This window comes from Natronosalvus halobius, assembly GCF_024138145.1.
Taxonomy (GTDB): domain Archaea; phylum Halobacteriota; class Halobacteria; order Halobacteriales; family Natrialbaceae; genus Natronosalvus; species Natronosalvus halobius.
On sequence record NZ_CP099998.1, the window covers coordinates 109,301 to 128,699 of the forward strand.

At 55.2% G+C, this 19,399-nt stretch carries 17 protein-coding genes; 7 read left to right on the plus strand and 10 right to left on the minus strand.

The window, feature by feature from the left end:
• Positions 1-2 precede the first annotated feature (2 nt).
• Positions 3-923 (plus strand): ABC transporter permease, encoded by a 921-nt coding sequence (locus NGM15_RS17420; protein WP_253438946.1) that lies wholly within the window; start codon positions 3-5, stop codon positions 921-923.
• On the plus strand, positions 920-1,756 hold the full coding sequence (locus NGM15_RS17425) for an ABC transporter permease (protein ID WP_253438949.1): 837 nt from the start codon (positions 920-922) through the stop codon (positions 1,754-1,756). The genes NGM15_RS17420 and NGM15_RS17425 overlap by 4 nt, the downstream gene beginning before the upstream one ends.
• Positions 1,757-1,971: 215 nt before the next feature.
• On the opposite strand, the gene NGM15_RS17430 is transcribed toward NGM15_RS17425, so the two are convergent.
• Positions 1,972-2,460, minus strand: a complete 489-nt coding sequence (locus NGM15_RS17430) for a VOC family protein (protein ID WP_253438951.1) — start codon at positions 2,458-2,460, stop codon at positions 1,972-1,974.
• Between the two features lie 169 nt (positions 2,461-2,629).
• Between NGM15_RS17430 and NGM15_RS17435 the strand changes: the two genes are divergently transcribed.
• Positions 2,630-3,871, plus strand: coding sequence for an amidohydrolase family protein (locus tag NGM15_RS17435; RefSeq protein ID WP_253438954.1), 1,242 nt, complete (start codon positions 2,630-2,632; stop codon positions 3,869-3,871).
• A gap of 114 nt (positions 3,872-3,985) precedes the next feature.
• Here the strand turns inward: NGM15_RS17435 and NGM15_RS17440 are convergent, their stop codons facing one another.
• On the minus strand, positions 3,986-5,602 hold the full coding sequence (locus NGM15_RS17440) for a DUF885 domain-containing protein (RefSeq protein ID WP_253438957.1): 1,617 nt from the start codon (positions 5,600-5,602) through the stop codon (positions 3,986-3,988).
• A gap of 150 nt (positions 5,603-5,752) precedes the next feature.
• Here NGM15_RS17440 and NGM15_RS17445 point away from each other — a divergent pair, with 150 nt between their 5' ends.
• Positions 5,753-6,478 carry an SDR family NAD(P)-dependent oxidoreductase gene (locus tag NGM15_RS17445; protein ID WP_253438960.1) on the plus strand — a complete coding sequence of 242 codons (726 nt, stop codon included), beginning with the start codon at positions 5,753-5,755 and terminating at the stop codon, positions 6,476-6,478.
• Positions 6,479-6,864: 386 nt separating this feature from the next.
• Here NGM15_RS17445 and NGM15_RS17450 read toward each other — a convergent pair whose 3' ends face one another.
• Positions 6,865-7,797, minus strand: coding sequence for a TIGR03619 family F420-dependent LLM class oxidoreductase (locus tag NGM15_RS17450; protein WP_253438963.1), 933 nt, complete (start codon positions 7,795-7,797; stop codon positions 6,865-6,867).
• Between the two features lie 419 nt (positions 7,798-8,216).
• On the opposite strand from NGM15_RS17450, the gene NGM15_RS17455 reads away from it, so the two are divergent.
• Positions 8,217-9,470, plus strand: coding sequence for an aspartate aminotransferase family protein (locus tag NGM15_RS17455; RefSeq protein WP_253438965.1), 1,254 nt, complete (start codon positions 8,217-8,219; stop codon positions 9,468-9,470).
• A 24-nt stretch (positions 9,471-9,494) separates the two neighbouring features.
• On the opposite strand, the gene NGM15_RS17460 is transcribed toward NGM15_RS17455, so the two are convergent.
• Positions 9,495-9,653: a hypothetical protein gene (locus NGM15_RS17460; protein WP_253438968.1), complete on the minus strand. Its 159-nt coding sequence runs from the start codon at positions 9,651-9,653 to the stop codon at positions 9,495-9,497.
• A gap of 104 nt (positions 9,654-9,757) precedes the next feature.
• Complete coding sequence (locus NGM15_RS17465; protein WP_253438970.1) at positions 9,758-10,783, minus strand: ornithine cyclodeaminase family protein; 1,026 nt, start codon at positions 10,781-10,783, stop codon at positions 9,758-9,760.
• Between the two features lie 7 nt (positions 10,784-10,790).
• Between NGM15_RS17465 and NGM15_RS17470 the strand changes: the two genes are divergently transcribed.
• Together NGM15_RS17470 and NGM15_RS17475 are read left to right on the plus strand one after the other, a co-directional pair.
• Positions 10,791-12,008, plus strand: a complete 1,218-nt coding sequence (locus tag NGM15_RS17470) for an ATP-NAD kinase family protein (RefSeq protein WP_253438973.1) — start codon at positions 10,791-10,793, stop codon at positions 12,006-12,008.
• 105 nt (positions 12,009-12,113) lie between these two features.
• On the plus strand, positions 12,114-12,761 hold the full coding sequence (locus tag NGM15_RS17475; protein WP_253438977.1) for an EthD domain-containing protein: 648 nt from the start codon (positions 12,114-12,116) through the stop codon (positions 12,759-12,761).
• Positions 12,762-12,983: 222 nt separating this feature from the next.
• On the opposite strand, the gene NGM15_RS17480 is transcribed toward NGM15_RS17475, so the two are convergent.
• The 5 genes from NGM15_RS17480 to NGM15_RS17500 form a co-directional block, all read right to left on the minus strand.
• On the minus strand, positions 12,984-13,925 hold the full coding sequence (locus tag NGM15_RS17480; protein WP_253438980.1) for a dihydrodipicolinate synthase family protein: 942 nt from the start codon (positions 13,923-13,925) through the stop codon (positions 12,984-12,986).
• A 196-nt stretch (positions 13,926-14,121) separates the two neighbouring features.
• Positions 14,122-14,901: an SDR family NAD(P)-dependent oxidoreductase gene (locus NGM15_RS17485; protein ID WP_253438983.1), complete on the minus strand. Its 780-nt coding sequence runs from the start codon at positions 14,899-14,901 to the stop codon at positions 14,122-14,124.
• Positions 14,902-16,460: 1,559 nt separating this feature from the next.
• Positions 16,461-17,234, minus strand: coding sequence for an SDR family oxidoreductase (locus NGM15_RS17490; protein WP_253438986.1), 774 nt, complete (start codon positions 17,232-17,234; stop codon positions 16,461-16,463).
• Between the two features lie 250 nt (positions 17,235-17,484).
• On the minus strand, positions 17,485-18,255 hold the full coding sequence (locus NGM15_RS17495) for a CoA-transferase subunit beta (protein WP_253438988.1): 771 nt from the start codon (positions 18,253-18,255) through the stop codon (positions 17,485-17,487).
• A gap of 2 nt (positions 18,256-18,257) precedes the next feature.
• On the minus strand, positions 18,258-19,175 hold the full coding sequence (locus NGM15_RS17500; protein ID WP_253438991.1) for a CoA transferase subunit A: 918 nt from the start codon (positions 19,173-19,175) through the stop codon (positions 18,258-18,260).
• Positions 19,176-19,399 lie beyond the last annotated feature (224 nt).

Consider the following 19,399-nt stretch of genomic DNA (forward strand, 5'->3'; position numbering starts at 1 on the left):
ATATGAGTATTAAAGACAAAACCGAAGCCGCTCGTTCGTTTCTAGCCCCGTTTGAGGAAGGGATCAATCGCTTCCTTCCGGATCCGCGGCTGATTCCTGGATTGGCCTGGATCGTCGTTGTACTCGGCGGCTCACTCACCACCGTATTTCTTTATAGCTTCATGAACGACCCGCTTGCTGGTGATTTCGGGATTACCTTCGAGCACTACCGGCGGTTTCTGGGAAGTTCGCTCTACCAGTCGATCATGGTCGACTCGATTTTGATCGCCATCAAGACGACAATTGGGGCGCTTCTCATCGGGTATCCCCTCGCATACTACATCGCTATGCAGAGCAACCGACGAAACCTCTTGCTCTTAGTAGTTATCGCGCCGATCTGGATCAACGAAGTCATTCGATACTTCGCCTGGATCCTCATTCTGGATCGAAACGGCGTTGTCAACTGGCTGCTGGTGGACGCGATTGGGGTCATCAGTGATCCGCTTCGACTGATTTACACGGAAAACGCAGTGGTTATCAGCCTCGTTCATCCGCTTTTACCGTACATGGTAATTCCGATCGTCGCGAGTCTCATACAGATCGATTATTCGGAGATTGAGGCGGCGAAAAATCTCGGTGCGACTCGCCTACAGGCGTTCTGGGAGGTTTCGCTGCCTCAAACGAAGTCCGGAATCGTCGCCGGCTCGACGTTCGTGTTCGTCCTTTCTTCGGGTGCGTACCTCGCGCCGGTTCTTCTGGGCGGGAATCAGAACCAGATGATTGCAAACTTTATCGGTGTGATGTTCGCCGAGGGGCAAAACTGGAACTTCGGCGCCGTGCTGGCCATGGTATACAGTTTCCTGATTATTCTCCTCTTCGTTTTCGTCGGTAAATTCATGGACGTCGAGCTGTCTGGGACGTCTTCCGTGGAGGACGATTCATGACGCTATCGTTCAGTGCGCTCCTCGGAAAAATCGAAGTCAATGATGCGACTGCCGGGCGAGTGCAGAAACTGGCCGCCGCAGTAATCCTGCTGTTTCTGTACGCACCGATCGTGATCGTTATCATGTTGTCGTTCACTCCTACGTCGACGCCGACGTTTCCGATGGAGGGAGTCTCGCTCCAGTGGTACGAGGCGTTGATCCAGGATACTGCGATGATGAACGCGCTACAATTCAGCGCCCAACTCGCATTCGTTAGCGCAATCTGTTCGGGCGTGATTGGCATTTTAGCAGCGTTCGGTATCGTTCGGAGCGATTTCGGCAACTCGATTCTGGATGAGGGGAAGCTTCGTCTTCTGTTCAGCCTCCCGCTCATTATTCCGTGGATCATCACCGGCATCGGAGGGCTCGTATTCTTCAACGTGATCGGACTCTTCGGCTCGTTCTGGTCGTATCTCATCGGTCACATCCTCATCACACTCCCGTTTACCACGCTTGTCGTCGCAGCCGGACTCGACGGATTCGACATCTCCCTTGAGGAGGCCGCGAGAAATCTCGGCGCGACAAGATGGCGTGCGTATTTCGAAGTAACTCTTCCGATGATCATGCCGAGTATCATCGCCGCACTACTGTTTGCGTTTATCCTATCTTTCAACAACTTTATCCACACGTTCTTCTGGTTGAGCTTCTCGGATCAGACGCTCCCGGTGTACATCTTCGGTCTCATCCGCCGGACGTACGATCCAACCCTCAACGCCATTGGGACGATTTTGATCGTGTTCTCGCTTGCGGTAACTATCACGGCTGAGCGGCTCTCGAGACGACTTCTCACCTGAGAGGCTTTGTTACCTGTTTTAGTTACGTACTGGCACGATCCGCTCATCTGATGTTCATTCGGCTCCATAAAATGAGCGTGGCCGCGTACGTAACGGACGCAAGTCGGTATGGATTGTGTGGTCTGTAAAGCGATCCCAGGTTCCTTCTACCGACGGTCGGTGAACAAGATAGCCTTTGTGACCGAACGGTGCTATCTCCTGTTCAGGTGGTGCACCTACTCCCGATTACTGTAGATGCGCTCGTTACTGTGTGAAAACACCTCGATGAGGTTGCCCCACGGATCCTTACAGTAGGCGAGTTTGTAGTCGTCGTCTTCGCTGTTGACGCCCCAGACATCGGAGTAGGCGTCACCGCCGTTTTCGTCGATTACGGTCGCAAGTTCTTCGACTTCCGGATCGATGATCGAGAGGTGAAAGAGGCCGGGTGAAAACGGATCGGGGTCGTTTTTACCAGTTGTGTCGTCAAACTCGAACAATTCGATCCCGACCTGATTCCCGGTGCTCAGGTGAGCAATCTTCATCTCTTCAAAGTCCCCGAGTAAGTCGCTTACTTGCCTCCCGAAGAACCCCTCGTTTTCGATGGTGGCTGGGCCGAGTACGAGGTTGAATCCAAACACGTCTCGGTACCATTCAACCGCTTCGTCGATATTGGACACTGTGAGTCCAACGTGGGCTAGACCACGTGGATACGTACGTTCAGACATACAGTATTCACACGTTATCGACAAAACAAATAAATTCCGATTATTGTTCGTCAACAAACAGGATGCTTGCTCAACCGGCTTGTGACTTGCTTACCACTACGGACCACTGAGGCGTTTCTAGAGGAAAAGGTAATGATCCAGGGCTAGGATGTATTACAGAGAAGCACTAATGAAGGCGATAGACTGCGGTACCCTTATCGATGGGATCAGCGAGGAACCGCTTTCCGACGGGCGAATCGTGATCGAGGACGGCAGGATAACCGCTGTCGGCACTCGATCGGAGGTATCAGTACCGGGCGACGCGGAACGTATCGATCACTCAAACGAGACTGTACTGCCCGGCCTAATTGACGCGCACCTCCACATTAACGGATGGCGGTCGCTGCAGCCCTTCGACATGACGACGCTGGATATTGTGACACAAACCGCTCGCGCGACCGAGGATCTGAAGGTTTTGCTCAGAGGCGGATTCACGAGCGTTCGTGATTGCGGGGGTCCGACTGGACTCGGCCTTCGTGAGGCTGTGGAGGAAGGGTCCATTGCTGGTCCGCGAATATACACGTCCTGGAAATCGTTTTCACAAACAGCGGGACATGCAGATGCTCACTTCCTTCCATACGAATGGGTGACCGGTGGAGGGAGTGGCGATGCGATCCGCGGAAAGTCACAGGGGAACGTACTCGCCGACGGCGTGAGTGAGTGCCGGAAAGAGGTGCGAAAACACCTCCGGGAAGGCGTTGATCTAATCAAGATTATGACGAGCGGTGGTATGCTATCGGAGAAAGACCACCCAGACCAACCCCATTACAGTGAGGAAGAAATCGCTGTCTTCACCGAGGAAGCCCATCGCTGGGGAATTCCCGTTGCGTCCCACGCGGAAGGAACAGAGGGAATCAACCGAGCGTTACGGAACGGCGTCGATACGATCGAACACGGAATTGGTATCGACGACGAGTCGATCGATCTATTTCAGGAGACAGGGGCGATTCTCGTGCCGACGCTACAGGCGATCTACCGCAACGCGATCGCCGGTCCAGACAGTGACGTACCAGAGTGGAGCATCCAGAAGTCGAAATCTGCGCACGAAGAGCACATCGAGTCGGCGAAACGAGCCTACGACAACGGAGTACCAATTGCCCATGCCTCCGATTGCGGTGGAACGGAGAACCATCCGCTGGGGACGCACCTCGAGTTCACACTCCTGGTGGAGGAGGTCGGACTTTCAGAGATGGAGGCAATTAAATCCGCAACGAGCATCGCTGCCAAGGCGTTGGCTGACGACTCCATCGGTGCGATCGAGCCCGGACGATACGCCGACTTGGTCGCCATCAGCGGTGATCCGCTCTCGGAGATCCAACAACTGTCCGAGATCCACACGGTCTACAAGAGCGGCGACACCGTCGACGTGTAGCAGCCGATATACGGACTATCTCCGATTGACTGGGGCACCCCACTACGTTTCAACACCGGAAACCGGTTAGTGGTCCGGATTCTGAAGTATCCAATCGATCGTCGCCGGTTCTCTCTAGAGCAATTCCTCTTCTACCATACTCAACGGGAGTGCACTGTAGTCCATGAGCGCATCGTGAAAATCCCGAAGCGAAAACTCGTTGCCTGTTTCCATCCGATACTTCTCTCGAATATCAATCAGTTGTGACAAACCCACCAGGTACGACGACGGGTACGTCGGTCGCATCGTGTACCGTTGTACTTCACTCTCCGCCCACCGCGGTTCGAGACGGGCACGATCTACGAGTAACTCGATGGCTTCTTCGGGTGTCATTCCTCGCGTGTGTAGGCCAGTGTCGATCACGATACGAACGGCACGCCAGAGGCTGTTCCGAAGTTGCATCAGCCGGAGGGCCGGTTCGTCCAGGAGGCCGGTTTCGTAGAATAATTCCTCCGTGTAGAGCCCCCATCCTTCGAGGTAGACTGGGCTGGTGAACTGGAGTCGAAGTGGCGAGGCGATCTGCTTGTGAATCGCAAGATGCAGATGGTGACCGGGATACATCTCGTGCTGGGCGATTCCACGGATCCAGGCCCAGCTGTTGTCACGCAAATGCTGTTCCTGTTCCTCTGCTGACGCCTCTGTATCGACGGGAGTAATATACCACTTTCCGGAGAGTCCGTCCTCGAACGGCGGCGACACCCAGGGCTTCGCGATCGGATACGCGTCCCTCATGAACTCCGGCATCCACTCAATATCGACCGTTTCGCCGACAGGGAAGCTTATGAGATCGTGTTCGAGGCAGTGATCGCGTGCGAGCATCGTTTCGTCTTCGTAGGCCCTTCGCAGGTTCTCGCTCGTCGGGTGATCGTCTTTCACAGAATCGAGTACGTCCACCCAACTGCTGTTGGGGTCGATTTGCTCGGCCAGTTCATCCATCTTCCGTTCGTAGCGATCGATCCGTTCACGGCCGAACTCATACAGTTCGTTTCCGTCCATGTTGAGCATATGGTACTTCTGCAAGAGACGATCGAATCGCTCTGGTCCGGCAGCGAAGTCCCCATCGGCACGGTCTTCGATGCTCCGAACGAAGCCCTCGAATGCCGCTACGGCGTCATCGGCTGCCTCAGCGGCAGCGATGATATCGTCTTCCAGTGATGGAACCCGCTCGGCCGCGTCCAGGATCCCGCCTCTGAGAAACTGTTCGACGTCACTGGCCACGCGTAGACTGGAATCAATCCAGATCGGCGGTACCGCCTCGGGATCAATGTTTTCCTTCGCTGCTTCGAGAAACCTTGGGACAGCGCGCAGTCTCGTAAGCAAGGCCCTGAAGCGTTTCTCGTCCTGTGTCGGCTCGCTGAGAAGCAGGTCGTGCAGCCCAGTCCCGATCCAATCGAGATAGAGCTTCGGTGCGCGTTCCCAGAACCGGCGCTCATGATCTATACGCAATTTTGTGAGCACGGCTAGCGCCCAGCGTCTGTCGAGTGCTTCCTCATGAGGCAGACTCGCCGCGTCAAACGCCTCAAACCTCGACTTAAAATCACGAAGCGTTTCTCCCCAAGCCAAAGCAACGTCGGGGCCTCGCTCTGGCAATTGATCATCGTAGCGATGGACACCAACGTGCGTTGCCTCCACCGGATTGTATTGCCAGTATTCGTTCAACAAGTCGTCAACCGTCTGCTGGAACTCCGTCATCGGATGAAAAAATAGGCCCAACGATCATAAACATGCGCGCGGCCAATCCGAATTGCGCGTTCTTGTTCGTCAGTTCGGGCACAATATCGATCCGGTGGTGAGACCGGCTATCAATATTGATTTACCATCGAGGGACATATTCCCACAGGTATGCCAGCTGCAATCGTTACCGGGTCGTCTCGGGGGATTGGGAGTGCGATCGCGAAGCGATTCGCCAAGGACGGATATAACGTGGTCGTCAACTACCGTCGTAGCGCCGAGGCTGCCGAACGGACGGCAGCGGAAATACGCGATGGTACGGACGCCGAGGCGCTTGTCGTTCAGGCGGACGTTTCGAACCCTAACGACGTAAAACGCCTCATCGATCGAACCATCGACGCCTTCGGCGGCGTCGATCACGTTGTCAACAACGCTGGCATCGAGGAGTCCTGTCCGACGCTGGAACTCGATGTGGGTGACTTCGATCGGGTAATGGACACGAATGTCAACAGCGCCTTCGCCGTGAGCCAGCGTGCTGCTCCCCACCTTGCCGAGTCTGCGGAACCCGCTCCCTCGATCACGAATCTCTCGACGTTCCTCGCCCTCAGGGGATATCCGAACGAACCACACTACGTCTCGTCGAAGGCGGCGATTCTTGGCCTGACCGGAAGTCTGGCGCTTGATTTCGCACCAGACATTCGTGTGAATGCGATCGCACCGGGGCATGTAGAGACGGATATGACAGACCGCTCGAAGATGGAAGAGAACAGAGCATCGATCCCGCTCGGTCGATACGGTCAGGTCGACGAAATTGCCGATGCAGCTGCCTACCTCCGTGACGCATCGTACGTCACGGGCGAGACGCTCCGCATAGACGGCGGTGCATCGCTCCAGTAGTCACGTAGACGGTTCTCGAAACGCGTATTATGTACCTTCCCGAGCAGATAGCCTGTGTTGGGAACTGTGTCCGACGTATGCATGGTCGAATCGGACGCGGAAACGACGTCCTTCAGCCACCACGTCAACCGTAAGCGGACGTCTGACCATATCTGTTCGACGCCGTGTGCGGAACCGCCGTTGTCGAATCGGGCGGCAAGCGTCTATTCTATCTCCAATCTGGGCGCGTCGACTAATCGATGCTTGTGTCTCCGATGGCCAGAACGAACCTGGGGCATTACAGACCGGCATTCGGAACTGCCCTTGACGGGAGCGATGGTCCAACAATGCTATTTCAACCGGCAGTGTGGAATTTGGACCGGAATTGAAACGGATTTTTATTCCGACTACTCGAAGGCAGGAATGATTTCGTCGCCGATCCGGTGAATCTGTTCGATTTCCGCTTCGAGCGAGTCGGTCATCGTCCCGACGATAAAGTGGGTCGTCCCCGCGTCAGCGTACGCCTCGACGTCGTTAACGATCGATTCCGGATCACCGATGGTGGCGACGTCCGGGGCGTCACCATTCCAGTCACCCACGTGCACGCGACAGCGGGCAGATATCTCCGGAACACCATCCCGATCGTAATCAGTCCATGCATTCATCAATCGATCGCGAGTGTTCGCTACCGCCGCCGCGTCTCGTTCAACGACTGTCCACCCGTCACCGAATTCCGCGGTACGTCGGAGTGCTGCGCCAGACGTCCCTCCCACCCAGATCTTCGGCTTCTTGTCCGGGAGAGGGTGAAACCCGGTCTTCCTGAAGTTTATGTGTTCCCCGTCGAATCCCGTCTCTCCGTCGTTCTCGAATATGCGTTCGAACATCTCTAGGAACTCGTCCGTGTGGGGTCCGCGGGTCTTGAACGGCGCGTCGAGCACCTCAAATTCGGATCGAAGCCAGCCGCTTCCCACGCCAAGCTCGAACCGGCCGTCCGAGAGGGCCGAGACAGTGAGTGCCTGCTTGGCCAACAGGATGGGGTTACGCAGCGGCACGATACAGATATTCGTCGCCATATGGATCTCGTCGGTCACCGCTGAGATGTAGGAGAATTTCCCAAAGACGTCGAGGCTGGGATTCGAAATGTCGGCCCAGTCAGGGACGCCGAACTGGTACTCGTCGTAGTCGAGCTCTGCTGGGATTGTGATGTGGTCTCCGGTCCATAGCGTCTCGAAGCCGGCTGCTTCGGCGGCCTGGACGATGTCCTTCCATGCCTCTGGTCGTTCATACGTTCCGAATCCCGGTAATGCGTACCCAAAACTGATGGGGCTGTCGTCATTCATGTGCGTATGGAAGGTATGAGTGGGAGCCGTGATAATTGTTTGGAGAGTCGAACGATCGATTACCCAGCCCGTTTGCTAGCGACGTGGTCGACGGGGATTTTGATTTAGGATACATATCACAGGGACAAGGGCTCCCAAACCCGTTCGAACTTCGTCTTTCGGACGACTAGCTGTGCGAATCGAGTCGACCATCTTCAGACCCCGTCGGCACTGGTAGCTTTGCTGGATTCAGAGTTTGAGTCTGTGCCATCCCGTGACGACCAAAATAAGTCCTGAGATCGGATATTAACTATGGATCCGCCCACGGATCGATCATCTGATGTGAAAAAGATATAAATAAGTGAGATGGAAACCATTCGGTAGTGGAAATGAAAAATACTGACAGAAACGAGATCAAACGAGCGACCGACGAGCATTTGATGCCCGCAGTGTATGGCCAGCAGGACCTTGTGCTCGACCACGGCGAGGGCGTCCGATTGTGGGACGTCGATGGAAACGAGTTCCTCGATGCCGTGGCGGGGATCGCCGTCGTCAATACGGGCCATTCCCACCCAAAAGTCGTCGACGCGGTACAGGAACAGGTCGCGAATTACGTTCAGTCATCGTACTATTTCTACCACGAACCGATGGCCGACTTGCTCCAGACACTTACAGAGCAATCTCCCGGCGATTTGAAAAACACGTTCTTCGGTAACTCCGGTACAGAGGCGGTCGAGGGAGCGATCAAACTCGCGAAGAAGGCCACCGGCTCGAGCGAGTTCATTAGTCTCAGAGGCTCGTTCCACGGGCGAACGCCTGGTTCGATGGCGCTGACGGGACAGAACAAGTACACCCATACGTTCCACCCGCACATGCCCGGCGCTTACAAAATCCCGTCCCCCAACTACTACCGGTACGGTGATCGGTTCGAAGACGAGAACGAATTTTCGAAGTGGGCCGCTGAACAGGTCCGTGAAGTCATCAAATACGACTCGAATGACGATATCGCAGCCGTCGTCGTTGAACCGATTCAAGGCGAGGGTGGTGTCATAGTCCCGCCGGAGAACTACCTCCCATATCTCAAAGAAATCTGCGAGGAGGAAGATATCCTCTTCGTAGCCGACGAAGTCCAGACTGGTATGGGCCGGACCGGAGAGCTATTTGCCGTCGATCACTGGGACGTCGAACCCGACATCATGACGGTGGCAAAAGGAATCGCTAGCGGCGTCCCATTCGGACTGTTCATGGGGACCGAGGAGGTGAGTTCGACGATGGATCCTGCCGACCACTACACCACCTACGGCGGGAACCCTCTCGCGTGCGCCGCCGCCAACGCAACCTTCGACGTGATCGACGAGGAAGACCTGGTAGAGAATGCCGCCTCAGTCGGACGAGACGCGCTCGACCGCCTGGAAGGTATGGAAGCGGACTACGACATCATCGGTGACGTCCGCGGAAAGGGCCTTCTCATCGGCGTCGAGATCGTCTCCGACAGTGACAGCCATGAACCCGCCGAGGAAATCGCCAAGACGGTCCGTACACAAGCACACGAACAGAATCTCCTCGTCTCGCGGTGCGGAACGCACGGTAACGTGATTCGACTCTCTCCACCGTTAACAGTGTCCGACGAAGAAATGGGCGAGATGCTCGATCGACTCGAAGATGCCCTCTCGATCGCTACGAAGGGGCAGTAGTTGGCGCCGGGGACCCAGGCAGTTTCAGTGAGGTTGCATCTTCTTTCTCAGCCAGCGGACAACGGATTGTGCTGCCCCGGTTGGAGGAACGTCTGCCGTCTCCCCGTTTGATGCCTCCTTCTCGGAACCCCCAACGACGAGTCGGTACGCCTCCTGGAGATGATCTGAAGCGCTCTTTGTCATCGAAATTCTCGATGTACCAGTGCCAGATAGACGTTACGATGGGGACAGGTCGTGGACAGCCCGATTTGCGGGGGGGGGGGAGGCCGACGATCAATGAAGACTTCTCAGAAGAGACTGATCTCCGTCCCCAACCCCTCCTCGACTGCGCGTTCGTGGACGAGCTCCATCGTCGCCGTGTCGAGCGCCGGCATCCCCTTGTGGGTCATGACGGTTCGCTCGTTGGGTGACTCTCGTCCGGGGCGCTCATCGTTCATCACCTCAATGAGGTCGGCGTGGATGTCGTTCTCGTCCACCTTGTACCCCTCGGCCGTCCAATTATCCTCTTGCTCACCCTCGATCCAGTTCAAGTCGCGGTCGTAGTAGCCGACGACCCACTTGTCAGCCTCGCTGCTGAGCGTGGGTTCAAGGTCGTAGAACCCGGCCGTGGCGGCGACGTGTGTCCCGGGCTCGATCCAGGCTTCCTCGACGATCGGTCGGGTTGCCGACGTGACCGTACAGATAATATCGGCACCCGAAACCGCCTCCTCAGCGTCAGGCACTCCGACCACGTCGGCATCGACATGTTCGGACATCTCTTCGATGAACGCGTTCCTGATTTCGTCGTCGATATCACACGCGCGGACCTCCTCGAGATCGAATAGCTCCGCCATCATCAGGAGGTGCGTTCGGCCCTGATCACCACAACCGACGATCGTGACCGTCGACGCGTCCTCGCGGGCAAGATACTTCGCCCCGACAGCGGCGTGACCGGCCGTCCGCATGGCTGTCACAGACTGTCCTTCCATGATTGCGACTGGGAGTGACGTCTCCGCGTCGCTGAGAATGTCGATCGCGTTGATCGTCGGAAGTCCCCGCTCCATGTTCCGCTCGATGTACCCCAGCCACTTATGGCCAGCAGCGTCGATCGGTTCGACGTACGATGGGAACGACTGGACCATCCCGAGGCCGTACTCATCGTCGGCGGTCGAGACGTCGAGGTCGAAGGGGTTCGATTGTTGGACAACGCCGTCACCGACCCATTCGAACGTCTGCTCGACGCGTTCGAGACACGCAGCGGGTTCAAGTGCTTCGTTGACATCATCACGGTTCAGGAATCGTAACTCTCCGGGGTCGGTCGTATGTTTCACCATGTATGTGATGACTGATGGGTCCCATTTATCTCTTTCTTTGAACGCCGCCACCCCAATCCCGACGTTTTTGATACCTCGCGACGGACTACCAGTAATGACGACTGAAATCGGATTTCTTGTCAATCCGATCGCTGGCATGGGAGGACGAGTCGGACTGAAAGGAACGGACTCCGAGGAGGTCCTCAATCAGGTCCGCGAGTTAGGTGCCGAACCGGTCTCGCCGGGACGGGCCGCAACTGCCCTCCGGGAACTCAGGGACTCACTCGAGGATGAATCACTGAATCCGATACTACTCACTGGTCCGAACCGCATCGGTGAAGCCGTCGCCGAGGAATGCGGATTCCGCCCTATCGTGGTGGGTGATATCGACGGCGAATCGACGACTCCAGCGGATACGAAGGCGATCGCTTCGGAATTCCTGGAGCGCGAGGTCGATGTGATCTTGTTCGCCGGCGGTGACGGTACGGCGAGAGACATCCTCGACGCCGTTGGAAATGCCGTTCCCGTGGTTGGTATCCCTGCTGGCGTCAAGATATACTCTGCTGTCTTCAGTCCGACCCCCAAGGCCGCCGGGAAACTCGTTGCGTCCTTCTTGGACGGCGAAACCGCAGGGACCCAACTCCGAGAAGTGATGGATATCGACGAAGATGCGTACCGGGATGACCAACTCTCAGCGACTCTCTACGGATATCTTGCGGTCCCGCAGGCAGATCGACTCGTCCAGAACCCCAAGTCTGCAGGCTCGAGCGACGAGACGGTGAGCAAACGTGCGATCGCTCGAGAAATCGTCGACTCCATGGACGAAGAGACGACATACGTTATCGGGCCTGGGACGACGACCAAGGAGATACTCGATCACTTAGGGTTGGACTTCACGCTCCTCGGCGTCGATGCCGTGCGTAACGGTGAACTCGTCGGCAGCGACCTGAACGAACGCGAATTGTTGGAACTCGCCGATGGAGTTCCTGCTCACATCGTCGTCGGCGTTATCGGCGGGCAGGGATTCATCTTTGGACGAGGTAACCAACAATTGAGCCCACGGGTCATCAAGGCCATCGGCGTTGCCAACATCACAGTCGTTGCGACAGAGACGAAACTCCTCTCACTCGGAGACGGCGTGCTACGCGTCGATACCGGCGATGAATCGCTCAACGAGAGTCTCTCCGGCTATAGACGCGTTGTGACCGGCAATGCTTCGCAGATGGTTATTCGGGTTGCGCAGTGACCGAGGTGAGATATCGCGCAATCAACGCCGTTTGATCATGGCAGGCCTGGCAGACACGGGCCCTGTCGGAGATAGATTTACGTCCGTGTCGCTCAATTACCTGCTATGATTAAACTCCAGTCGTTCATCGTCAGGAGTGACGAGCTAACCCGGAGCGAGTTTTACGACTACTGGTTGAACGAACACGTTCCACTGGCAAAGGACCTCGCTGGACTTCGTCGATATCGAACTGCACTCCCGGTGGAACCATTTATGAGTCGGTATGATGGTGTCGCAGAACTGTACTTCGACACCATCGAGGCATTCGAGTCCGCGCTGGGCCCCGAGAGTAACACGCCAGCAATCAACGATGTGGATAATTTCGAGAACCGGACGGATCGATGTCTGGTCACGGAGACCGTCAGATACGATGAACGCACCGAGGGATCCCCGGTAAAACTCGTCGCGGTCCTCTCGCGACGAGACAATGTTCGCCACAATGCCTTCGTGGACGGTTGCTTCAACGATGAAACTTTCGAGCAAGTTCCCGGCCTCCGTAAGTTCACAACCGCAGTTCCTGTGGCCGCAGACGTGTCGTATGACGGTGTTATTGAATGCTACTTTGATGGAGTCGACGAATTGCACGCCGCGATGATTCCGGACGACGCTGATTCAACCCTGGAAGCAATCGACTTGCCGTTCGACACATCGCTTGTCGGAAGTGTGGACTCGCATGTCGTTCGGGAAACCGTCCAGCTCGACAATATAGCGTGAACGCGGTTATTGCCAACTGTTCTGAGCACCCCGTTCAATCTCAGTGTCACTAACAGGTTTTTCGATCTGCGAGGGCCTCGGTCAGATTCGCCAGACGAGCCTCAAACGAGTCAATCCCACCAGTACACTGGATTTCATCGCAAACGAATGGGATCTATCTCCAGTAAGTCGGGTAGCGTCTCGATGAAAGTTGTAGATGAACGTGACACCGAGGACGCAGTCTTATAGCTCGGCTTCCATTTCGAGGAGTGGTTCAACTGCGCTTTCGAGTGCGGCGCGCGATTCCTCGCTGAGGGGTCGATACGGCTTCCGTGGTGGACCTCCGTTTTGTCCGCCGATTTCGGCTAGTTCGTTGAGTACGGCAAACTCGTGTGACATGATCGGTGCCCCTTCGAGTCGGTTCATGTCGCCGAACGCGCGCACGATACGGTTGTGGGCCTCTCGTACCCACGGGTCGTCGTTATTACCGTCTCGGCACTCTTCGTAGTACCTGAGAAAGAGATTCGGTGCCACCCACGTGAGGATACCGACGAATCCCTTGCCGCCACGCATCGAGTCGTACCAGAACGGCGCGTCGTACGGTGAGATGAAATTGATCTCGTCGGCGACAGTAGCGATTACCTCGTCACGGTGACCAACGGCCATGTTCGACTCCTTGAGGGCTTTGACACTGTCGATGTCGAGAAGCTCGTCTCGCCAGACCTCGGGCGTGATATTGCAGTCAGTGACGGGCGGGAAGTTATACACCATGATCGCTATCTCGCCCGTGATAGCGTCGTCGACGTCGCGGAAGAACGGCCCGATCCACTCTTCCTCGACGGGAAGCATGTATGGAAGTTCGACCATCGTCCCGTCGGCACCGGCCTGTTCCGCATAGGTGACCCGTTGAATGACCTCTTGCTGACTGGTCCCGGATCCGCCGACGACGCAAGTAATGTCGCCCGCTTCGTCAACGCAGACGTCGGTCAGTTGTTCGAACTCGTCTTCAGAAGGCGCGTTGATCTGACCCATGCTCGAGAGTTGAACAAAACCGTGGATGCCCTGTTCCTCGAGATACGAGATGTTTGAGCGGATAGCATCGTAGTCGATCGACTGGTCTTCGTTGAGACACAGCGGCGAGAGTGCGACGATACCTTCGATAGGATTGCGGCTGAATGATGGCATTCTTGTACTCACCAAGTAACGTCACTCACATTCGATGCAACTACCTTTAGCTTTGCTATCCCGTCGAACAGGACCTCCTACACGAGTCGGTGTTTCCCGCTGCTTCTGTCGACTACTGCGTCTGTCGAGTAGAACGTACCCGGCGTCGCGTGTCGCCCTTCGCTAGACACAATTGCGACCGACACAAACCAATCGCTCAGTACATCACTTTCCCGGCAGTAATATTGAGGTCCTGCCCAGTCATCTGGGTAGACTGTGAAGAACAAAGGAAATCGACGACGTCGGCCACGCTATCGGGTTTGACGAGTTCGCCACGAGCACTCTTTTCCATCTCGCTTCGTTTGACCGATTCTTCATCTGTGCCGCGTGCCTTCGCGTATCGCTTGAAGACGCGTTCGATCCGATCCCCCTCGACCGATCCTGGACAGACTGCGTTTACGTTGATGTTATACTCTCCGACCTCACTTGCTATTGATCGGGTGAACCCGACGAGTCCCAATTTCGTAGCGGCGTAGGGTGACCGTTGTGAGACGGGACGTTTCCCAGTGACAGAACTTATATTTATGATACGGCCATACTCCTGTGCTTTCATCGTCGGAATTACTTCACGAGTCATGAGAAAGACACCACGAAGATTCACAGCGATAGTATTGTCCCATTCATCGATAGAAATCTCTTCACATGGGAGATTCGGTCCAGCGATACCGGCATTGTTGATGAGAATGTCGATAGCCCCGAACTCGTCAAGTGCCGCCTCCACGGTATCGCTCACGTCATCCTCTTCCCGCAAATCCATCTGGACGGTCATTGCTGATTGTCCATGATCGTGTACCATCCGCTTCGTCTTGCCCATCTCCTCCGGGTTAAGATCAGCAATGACAATGTCCTTCCCAGAATCCGCCAGTTTGAGCGCGATCTGCCGACCGAGACCTCGGCCTCCACCAGTTACTAGAGCTGTCTGCTGCTTTCCGTCCATGCATTTGGCTTCTGTCGTCATATCATATATCTTTTTCCTACTTTAGCCTCCGATATCCGGTGTCATTTTCATATTTGCCAACCGGCGACAAAATAGTTACGTTGTCGCAGGTGAATGTGGTAGTTTCAGGACCAATCGGCGAGCTCCAGGTGTGTATGATCCCTCCGCAAACAGATCCTTTTGCGAGTCGATTATCTCTATTCCCTATAGGATTCCTTCTCCCAATAGTCGTTTTAGCATTCGCCGATACGAAATGACACAAAAATAAACATGATGGTGTGAGACCAGAGATATTGGCTCAACGGCCTGTTCTGCCACCGCATTCAACGATTCTAAGGGAATCTGCTTATTTTATTAGGGCATGTCACTATTCACCACACGGCTTATCGCAGTAATCGTTCCTCTCGAATCAATTCTCACGTATTCTTCCTGCTTTGTCCGCTTTCTCACCGAGTACTGAAAATAGTACCACTAGCTCTGGATATGGTGTGTGATATCGTGACCCAACTCCGTTTCATATGAGTGAACACAGCTTTTCGCCACTTGAAAAACGAGATTACAGCTGTAATCGCCCGGATGCGGCTCAATTGATCGATTTCACGATCCGCTGATTACCGACATGAGCGCATGAATTACATTTAATACAATTAATAGACTCTATTTATGGCATAAGTATAAGTCAGAGAATAATTGACCTGCGTTACTAATTGATTATTGGTTGTGGATTGATGAAAATGAAAATAACTGAAATACGTCCCTCTTATTTCAAAGCAATTTTCTCTTCACGCGTTTACATCACTTGCTGATCAATAGACTACAAATATAGATTCGATTAGATGCTGCTAATGTTACAGCATTATGTTTGTAAACGTCACTAGTATTATCTATTCTAGTTGTATTGTAGGTGCATTTAGTGGCTAGGACGATGGTAGGGAAGCAATCAAATCGACCGAAGGAGATCGTCGGTTTTTCACCTTAATTACTGTAGGGTATGTGAACATACTTCAGAACCTCCAACGAACACCAATTCACTAATGTGAAATGTACATCGGGTCCCGTATCATGTACATTCTCTGCCGATCACTATTGATCGTGGGATGATTTGGCTGCCCCATCATACGATGATTTTCCGTCGACGGGTGCAGCGGACAGCCCGTAGCCGCTGGCCAATTTTAGATTAGTGTGAGACAATCCTGCCCTACCTTTACCTGGACGAGGCGAGACACCGCACGTTCTGATAGCAGTACGCAAAATACACCGATGTCCCAAGAGATCACGATCGAATCGCCGGGGAGAAGAACGTTATGTCTTTGCACCGATTACGAACGATAAAGCCTGGAGAACGCGCGATACGCTTCGTTCATGACGCGATGGATTCGATGGGTCTACTGGGGAGCCCCGTCCAACCTGTGCTTGCGTGCGGGCACGTACGTTCGCCCGCTTCGACTGGAATCTTCACGGATTTCGCCGAAATATCGATTGGCGGGTAAGTTATTCGGAGCGTTCGCCATTTCTCTTCGAGACAACAAAATAATCCCCATCCGACGTAATCGCGCTAATTAGTGTATTCCCTGCAGAATACCGCCGTCGACGACAAGGGATTCGCCAGTGACGTACGCGGCGAGATCGCTCGCAAGATACACGGCGGCATTTCCGATATCCTCCGGTTTCCCGAACCGTCGGAGTGGGATGGATTGTTGCTGCCGTTCACCGTCTTCAGTGCCGACAATCTCGATATCCTCGGTTACCATCTGTGTTTCTGTCGTTCCGGGATGGATAGCGTTGACCCGAATCTGTGGGCCGAGCTCGGCGGCAAGCGAGTACGTAAGGAGGCGTACAGCACCTTTCGACGCGCAGTAAATACTGTTTTCGGGGATACCGACCATCCCGGCCGTACTGGAGATGTTGATGATATTTCCTCCGTTTGCTTCCAGCATGCGCTCTGTGGCGGCTTTACAGCCGAGGAAGGTACCTTTCGCGTTGACGTCCATAACCGCGTCGTATGTTTTCTCCGTAACTTCGGTTATGCCTCCCGTTTTCAGGATACCGGCGTTGTTCACCATGATATCGATGCCACCGTACGCTTCGGCAGCGTCAACCGCGGCGCGTAGATCCGATAGCTCGGTCACATCACACTGAACGAACGTAGCTTCTTGCCCGGTCTCCGCTTCGATCTTATGGTGCGTCGGAATCCCGGACTCGCGTGGTTCCGATCGAACGTCTGCAACGACGACACTCGCGCCATGTTCAGCGAACCGCATCGCGATCGCTCGCCCGTTTCCGCTTGACGCACCGGTGATCACGGCGGTCTTATTTTTTAAAATCTCGGACATACACTGAATATTTGTTAGAATAACCATCACTGTTTTGGTCGACTCTTGATGGGCACACGTATCTACGCATTTTAGGAACGATCTGCTAACAGTCCTGGTGGCCCAACCATGACGGGATCAGAGACAAAAAACGAGGTCAAAGGACGCTACGAGAACCGTCCCGCAGTAATGAACCTTCACCATCACAGCTATCGCCTCAAAGAAGAGTACGTCATTGAACCATCATTTCAATATCGTAATAATTCCTGTGTTATCCGCTACTGTCTCCGGTATAGATGCCGTTGGGATCGAGTTCAGTTCGGATGAGATTAATCTCATGGTCGGTTGGCGGTGTCGTTTCCGCAACGTCCTCGGCGAACTGGATGTCCCAGCCCGTCGCGTCCAGGACGGCCGCTGTCGTTACGTTGGGGTGGAGCGATTCGACGATCATCTCGCCGTCGTCGTCGAAACCCATGACCGCCTTGTCGGTAATGACGGCTGCGGGCCCGCCGCGCAGTCCGAGTTGCTTGCGACCTTCGCGTCCGCCGACGTAGCCCGGACTGGTCACGAAATCAACCTCCTCAGGGAAGCGTCGCTGGCTGTGGGGCATGATGACGACAGTCCGATGGGTGTTACTTGCGATCTCGCAGGCACCGCCGCTACCGGGGAGTCTGACGGTGGGGTCTTCGTAGTCGCCGATCACGGTCGAGTTGAGACTGCCCCAGCGGTCGATCTGGGCGCCGCCCAGAAATCCGACATCGATACGGCCCGCTTGAAGGTAGTATTCGAAGCTCTCGATCATCGGGACAACGCTGCGTGCGCCCGTTGCGAGGACAGGATCGCCGATGGAGAGAGGCAATTTCGATGGGTTCGATCCAATCGTCCCCGACTCGTAGATCATCTCTAGGTCTGGTGCGTGGGTTCGTTTCGCCAGATTGCAGGCGATGTTCGGCACTCCAACGCCGACGAGCGTTATATCGCCGTCCTCGAGTTCCTTTGCCGCCCTCACGATCATCAGTTCGGTATCGGTGTAGTCGGTCATATTCAGTAGGCACCCATGTCGATAGTGGTCGCGAAACCCGTCCCTGGTTGCAGGTTGAGGAACCGACCGGTATCGAGTTTTTCGAGGTATTCAGTCCGATTGGCAACGCTGTAGACCCACTCGTCCAACCAATCTCGGGTCGACTCATGACTCTGGCTGATCTTGTCCCACTCAAGGTAGGCCTCGTTGTCGCGGTCGTAGTAGCCTTGAGCGTAGGAGGGATGCGAGCCGTAGGGCTCCTCGACGACGTAGTCGACGACGGTGCCCGGGATTCGAGTCCGGTTGGGGTCGCTTCGGATGACGTTCCGATCGACGACCTCCTCTACGACCAGGACGACCGTCTCCGCCGCAAAGGCTGCCTCAACGACCTCGCCGGTGATCCCCCAGAGGTGAGCGTTGCCCTCCGCATCGGCCCGCTGGGCGCGGACGATTGCCACGTCGGGTGAGAGCGCCGGCACGACCGCGAGCTCGTTGGGACCCTCGTCGTAGGGGTTCTCGATTGTACGGATCGACTCGTTGTGTTCGAGGTAACTCGAGCCCCGGTAACTCTGTAGCGGCGCGAAGGGGAGGCCCTTTGCTCCAGCGGCCAGCCGCGAGACGAGCCCGAAATGTGAGTACTCTTCGATCGCGATCTCATGCGGGACACCGTCCTCGACCGCTCGTCGGAATCCACGAAGGCTACCAACGCCTGGATTACCGGCGTAAGAGAACGTTAGCTTGCTCGCACAACCGGCGGCAATCAGTTGATCGAAGATCAGATCGGGCGTGGTTCGCACGACCTCGAGGTCCTTTTGCCCCTGGCGGATGATCTCGTGACCCGCCGCGAATGGGATTAGGTGGGTGAAGCCGCCGAAGTAGACCTGCTCTCCGTCACTAACGGCCTTAGAGATGGCTTCATCCATCTCATATCGCTTCGTCATCGACTCCTCACTGCCGCAATCGCAATGCTATCTGTACCGTTGGCAAACACCATAACCGATGCTTGCCAGCCAATTATAATAAAGATCGGGTATGGCGCCTACTGTCCAGAACTCAGTGTATTTATTTAATTATGGTATCGTAAACAAGATAGATCCTCCGCTTTCGAGGAGTGCGGCTTGCTGGGGTCGTCATCCCATCATTCCACCGGTACCTGGGCCAATAT

What these genes read in the sequence shown, in the direction of transcription:
- NGM15_RS17425 (WP_253438949.1), top strand. Translation starts at nt 920, where the DNA reads ATGACGCTATCGTTCAGTGCGCTCCTCGGAAAAATCGAAGTCAATGAT.
- NGM15_RS17475 (WP_253438977.1), top strand. Translation starts at nt 12,114, where the DNA reads ATGATTAAACTCCAGTCGTTCATCGTCAGGAGTGACGAGCTAACCCGG.
- NGM15_RS17420 (WP_253438946.1), top strand. Translation starts at nt 3, where the DNA reads ATGAGTATTAAAGACAAAACCGAAGCCGCTCGTTCGTTTCTAGCCCCG.
- NGM15_RS17495 (WP_253438988.1), bottom strand. Translation starts at nt 18,255, where the DNA reads ATGACCGACTACACCGATACCGAACTGATGATCGTGAGGGCGGCAAAG.
- NGM15_RS17480 (WP_253438980.1), bottom strand. Translation starts at nt 13,925, where the DNA reads ATGCCATCATTCAGCCGCAATCCTATCGAAGGTATCGTCGCACTCTCG.
- NGM15_RS17465 (WP_253438970.1), bottom strand. Translation starts at nt 10,783, where the DNA reads ATGGTGAAACATACGACCGACCCCGGAGAGTTACGATTCCTGAACCGT.
- NGM15_RS17440 (WP_253438957.1), bottom strand. Translation starts at nt 5,602, where the DNA reads ATGACGGAGTTCCAGCAGACGGTTGACGACTTGTTGAACGAATACTGG.
- NGM15_RS17470 (WP_253438973.1), top strand. Translation starts at nt 10,791, where the DNA reads ATGACTGATGGGTCCCATTTATCTCTTTCTTTGAACGCCGCCACCCCA.
- NGM15_RS17500 (WP_253438991.1), bottom strand. Translation starts at nt 19,175, where the DNA reads ATGACGAAGCGATATGAGATGGATGAAGCCATCTCTAAGGCCGTTAGT.
- NGM15_RS17455 (WP_253438965.1), top strand. Translation starts at nt 8,217, where the DNA reads ATGCCCGCAGTGTATGGCCAGCAGGACCTTGTGCTCGACCACGGCGAG.
- NGM15_RS17430 (WP_253438951.1), bottom strand. Translation starts at nt 2,460, where the DNA reads ATGTCTGAACGTACGTATCCACGTGGTCTAGCCCACGTTGGACTCACA.
- NGM15_RS17445 (WP_253438960.1), top strand. Translation starts at nt 5,753, where the DNA reads ATGCCAGCTGCAATCGTTACCGGGTCGTCTCGGGGGATTGGGAGTGCG.
- NGM15_RS17460 (WP_253438968.1), bottom strand. Translation starts at nt 9,653, where the DNA reads ATGACAAAGAGCGCTTCAGATCATCTCCAGGAGGCGTACCGACTCGTC.
- NGM15_RS17435 (WP_253438954.1), top strand. Translation starts at nt 2,630, where the DNA reads ATGAAGGCGATAGACTGCGGTACCCTTATCGATGGGATCAGCGAGGAA.
- NGM15_RS17485 (WP_253438983.1), bottom strand. Translation starts at nt 14,901, where the DNA reads ATGGACGGAAAGCAGCAGACAGCTCTAGTAACTGGTGGAGGCCGAGGT.
- NGM15_RS17490 (WP_253438986.1), bottom strand. Translation starts at nt 17,234, where the DNA reads ATGTCCGAGATTTTAAAAAATAAGACCGCCGTGATCACCGGTGCGTCA.
- NGM15_RS17450 (WP_253438963.1), bottom strand. Translation starts at nt 7,797, where the DNA reads ATGAATGACGACAGCCCCATCAGTTTTGGGTACGCATTACCGGGATTC.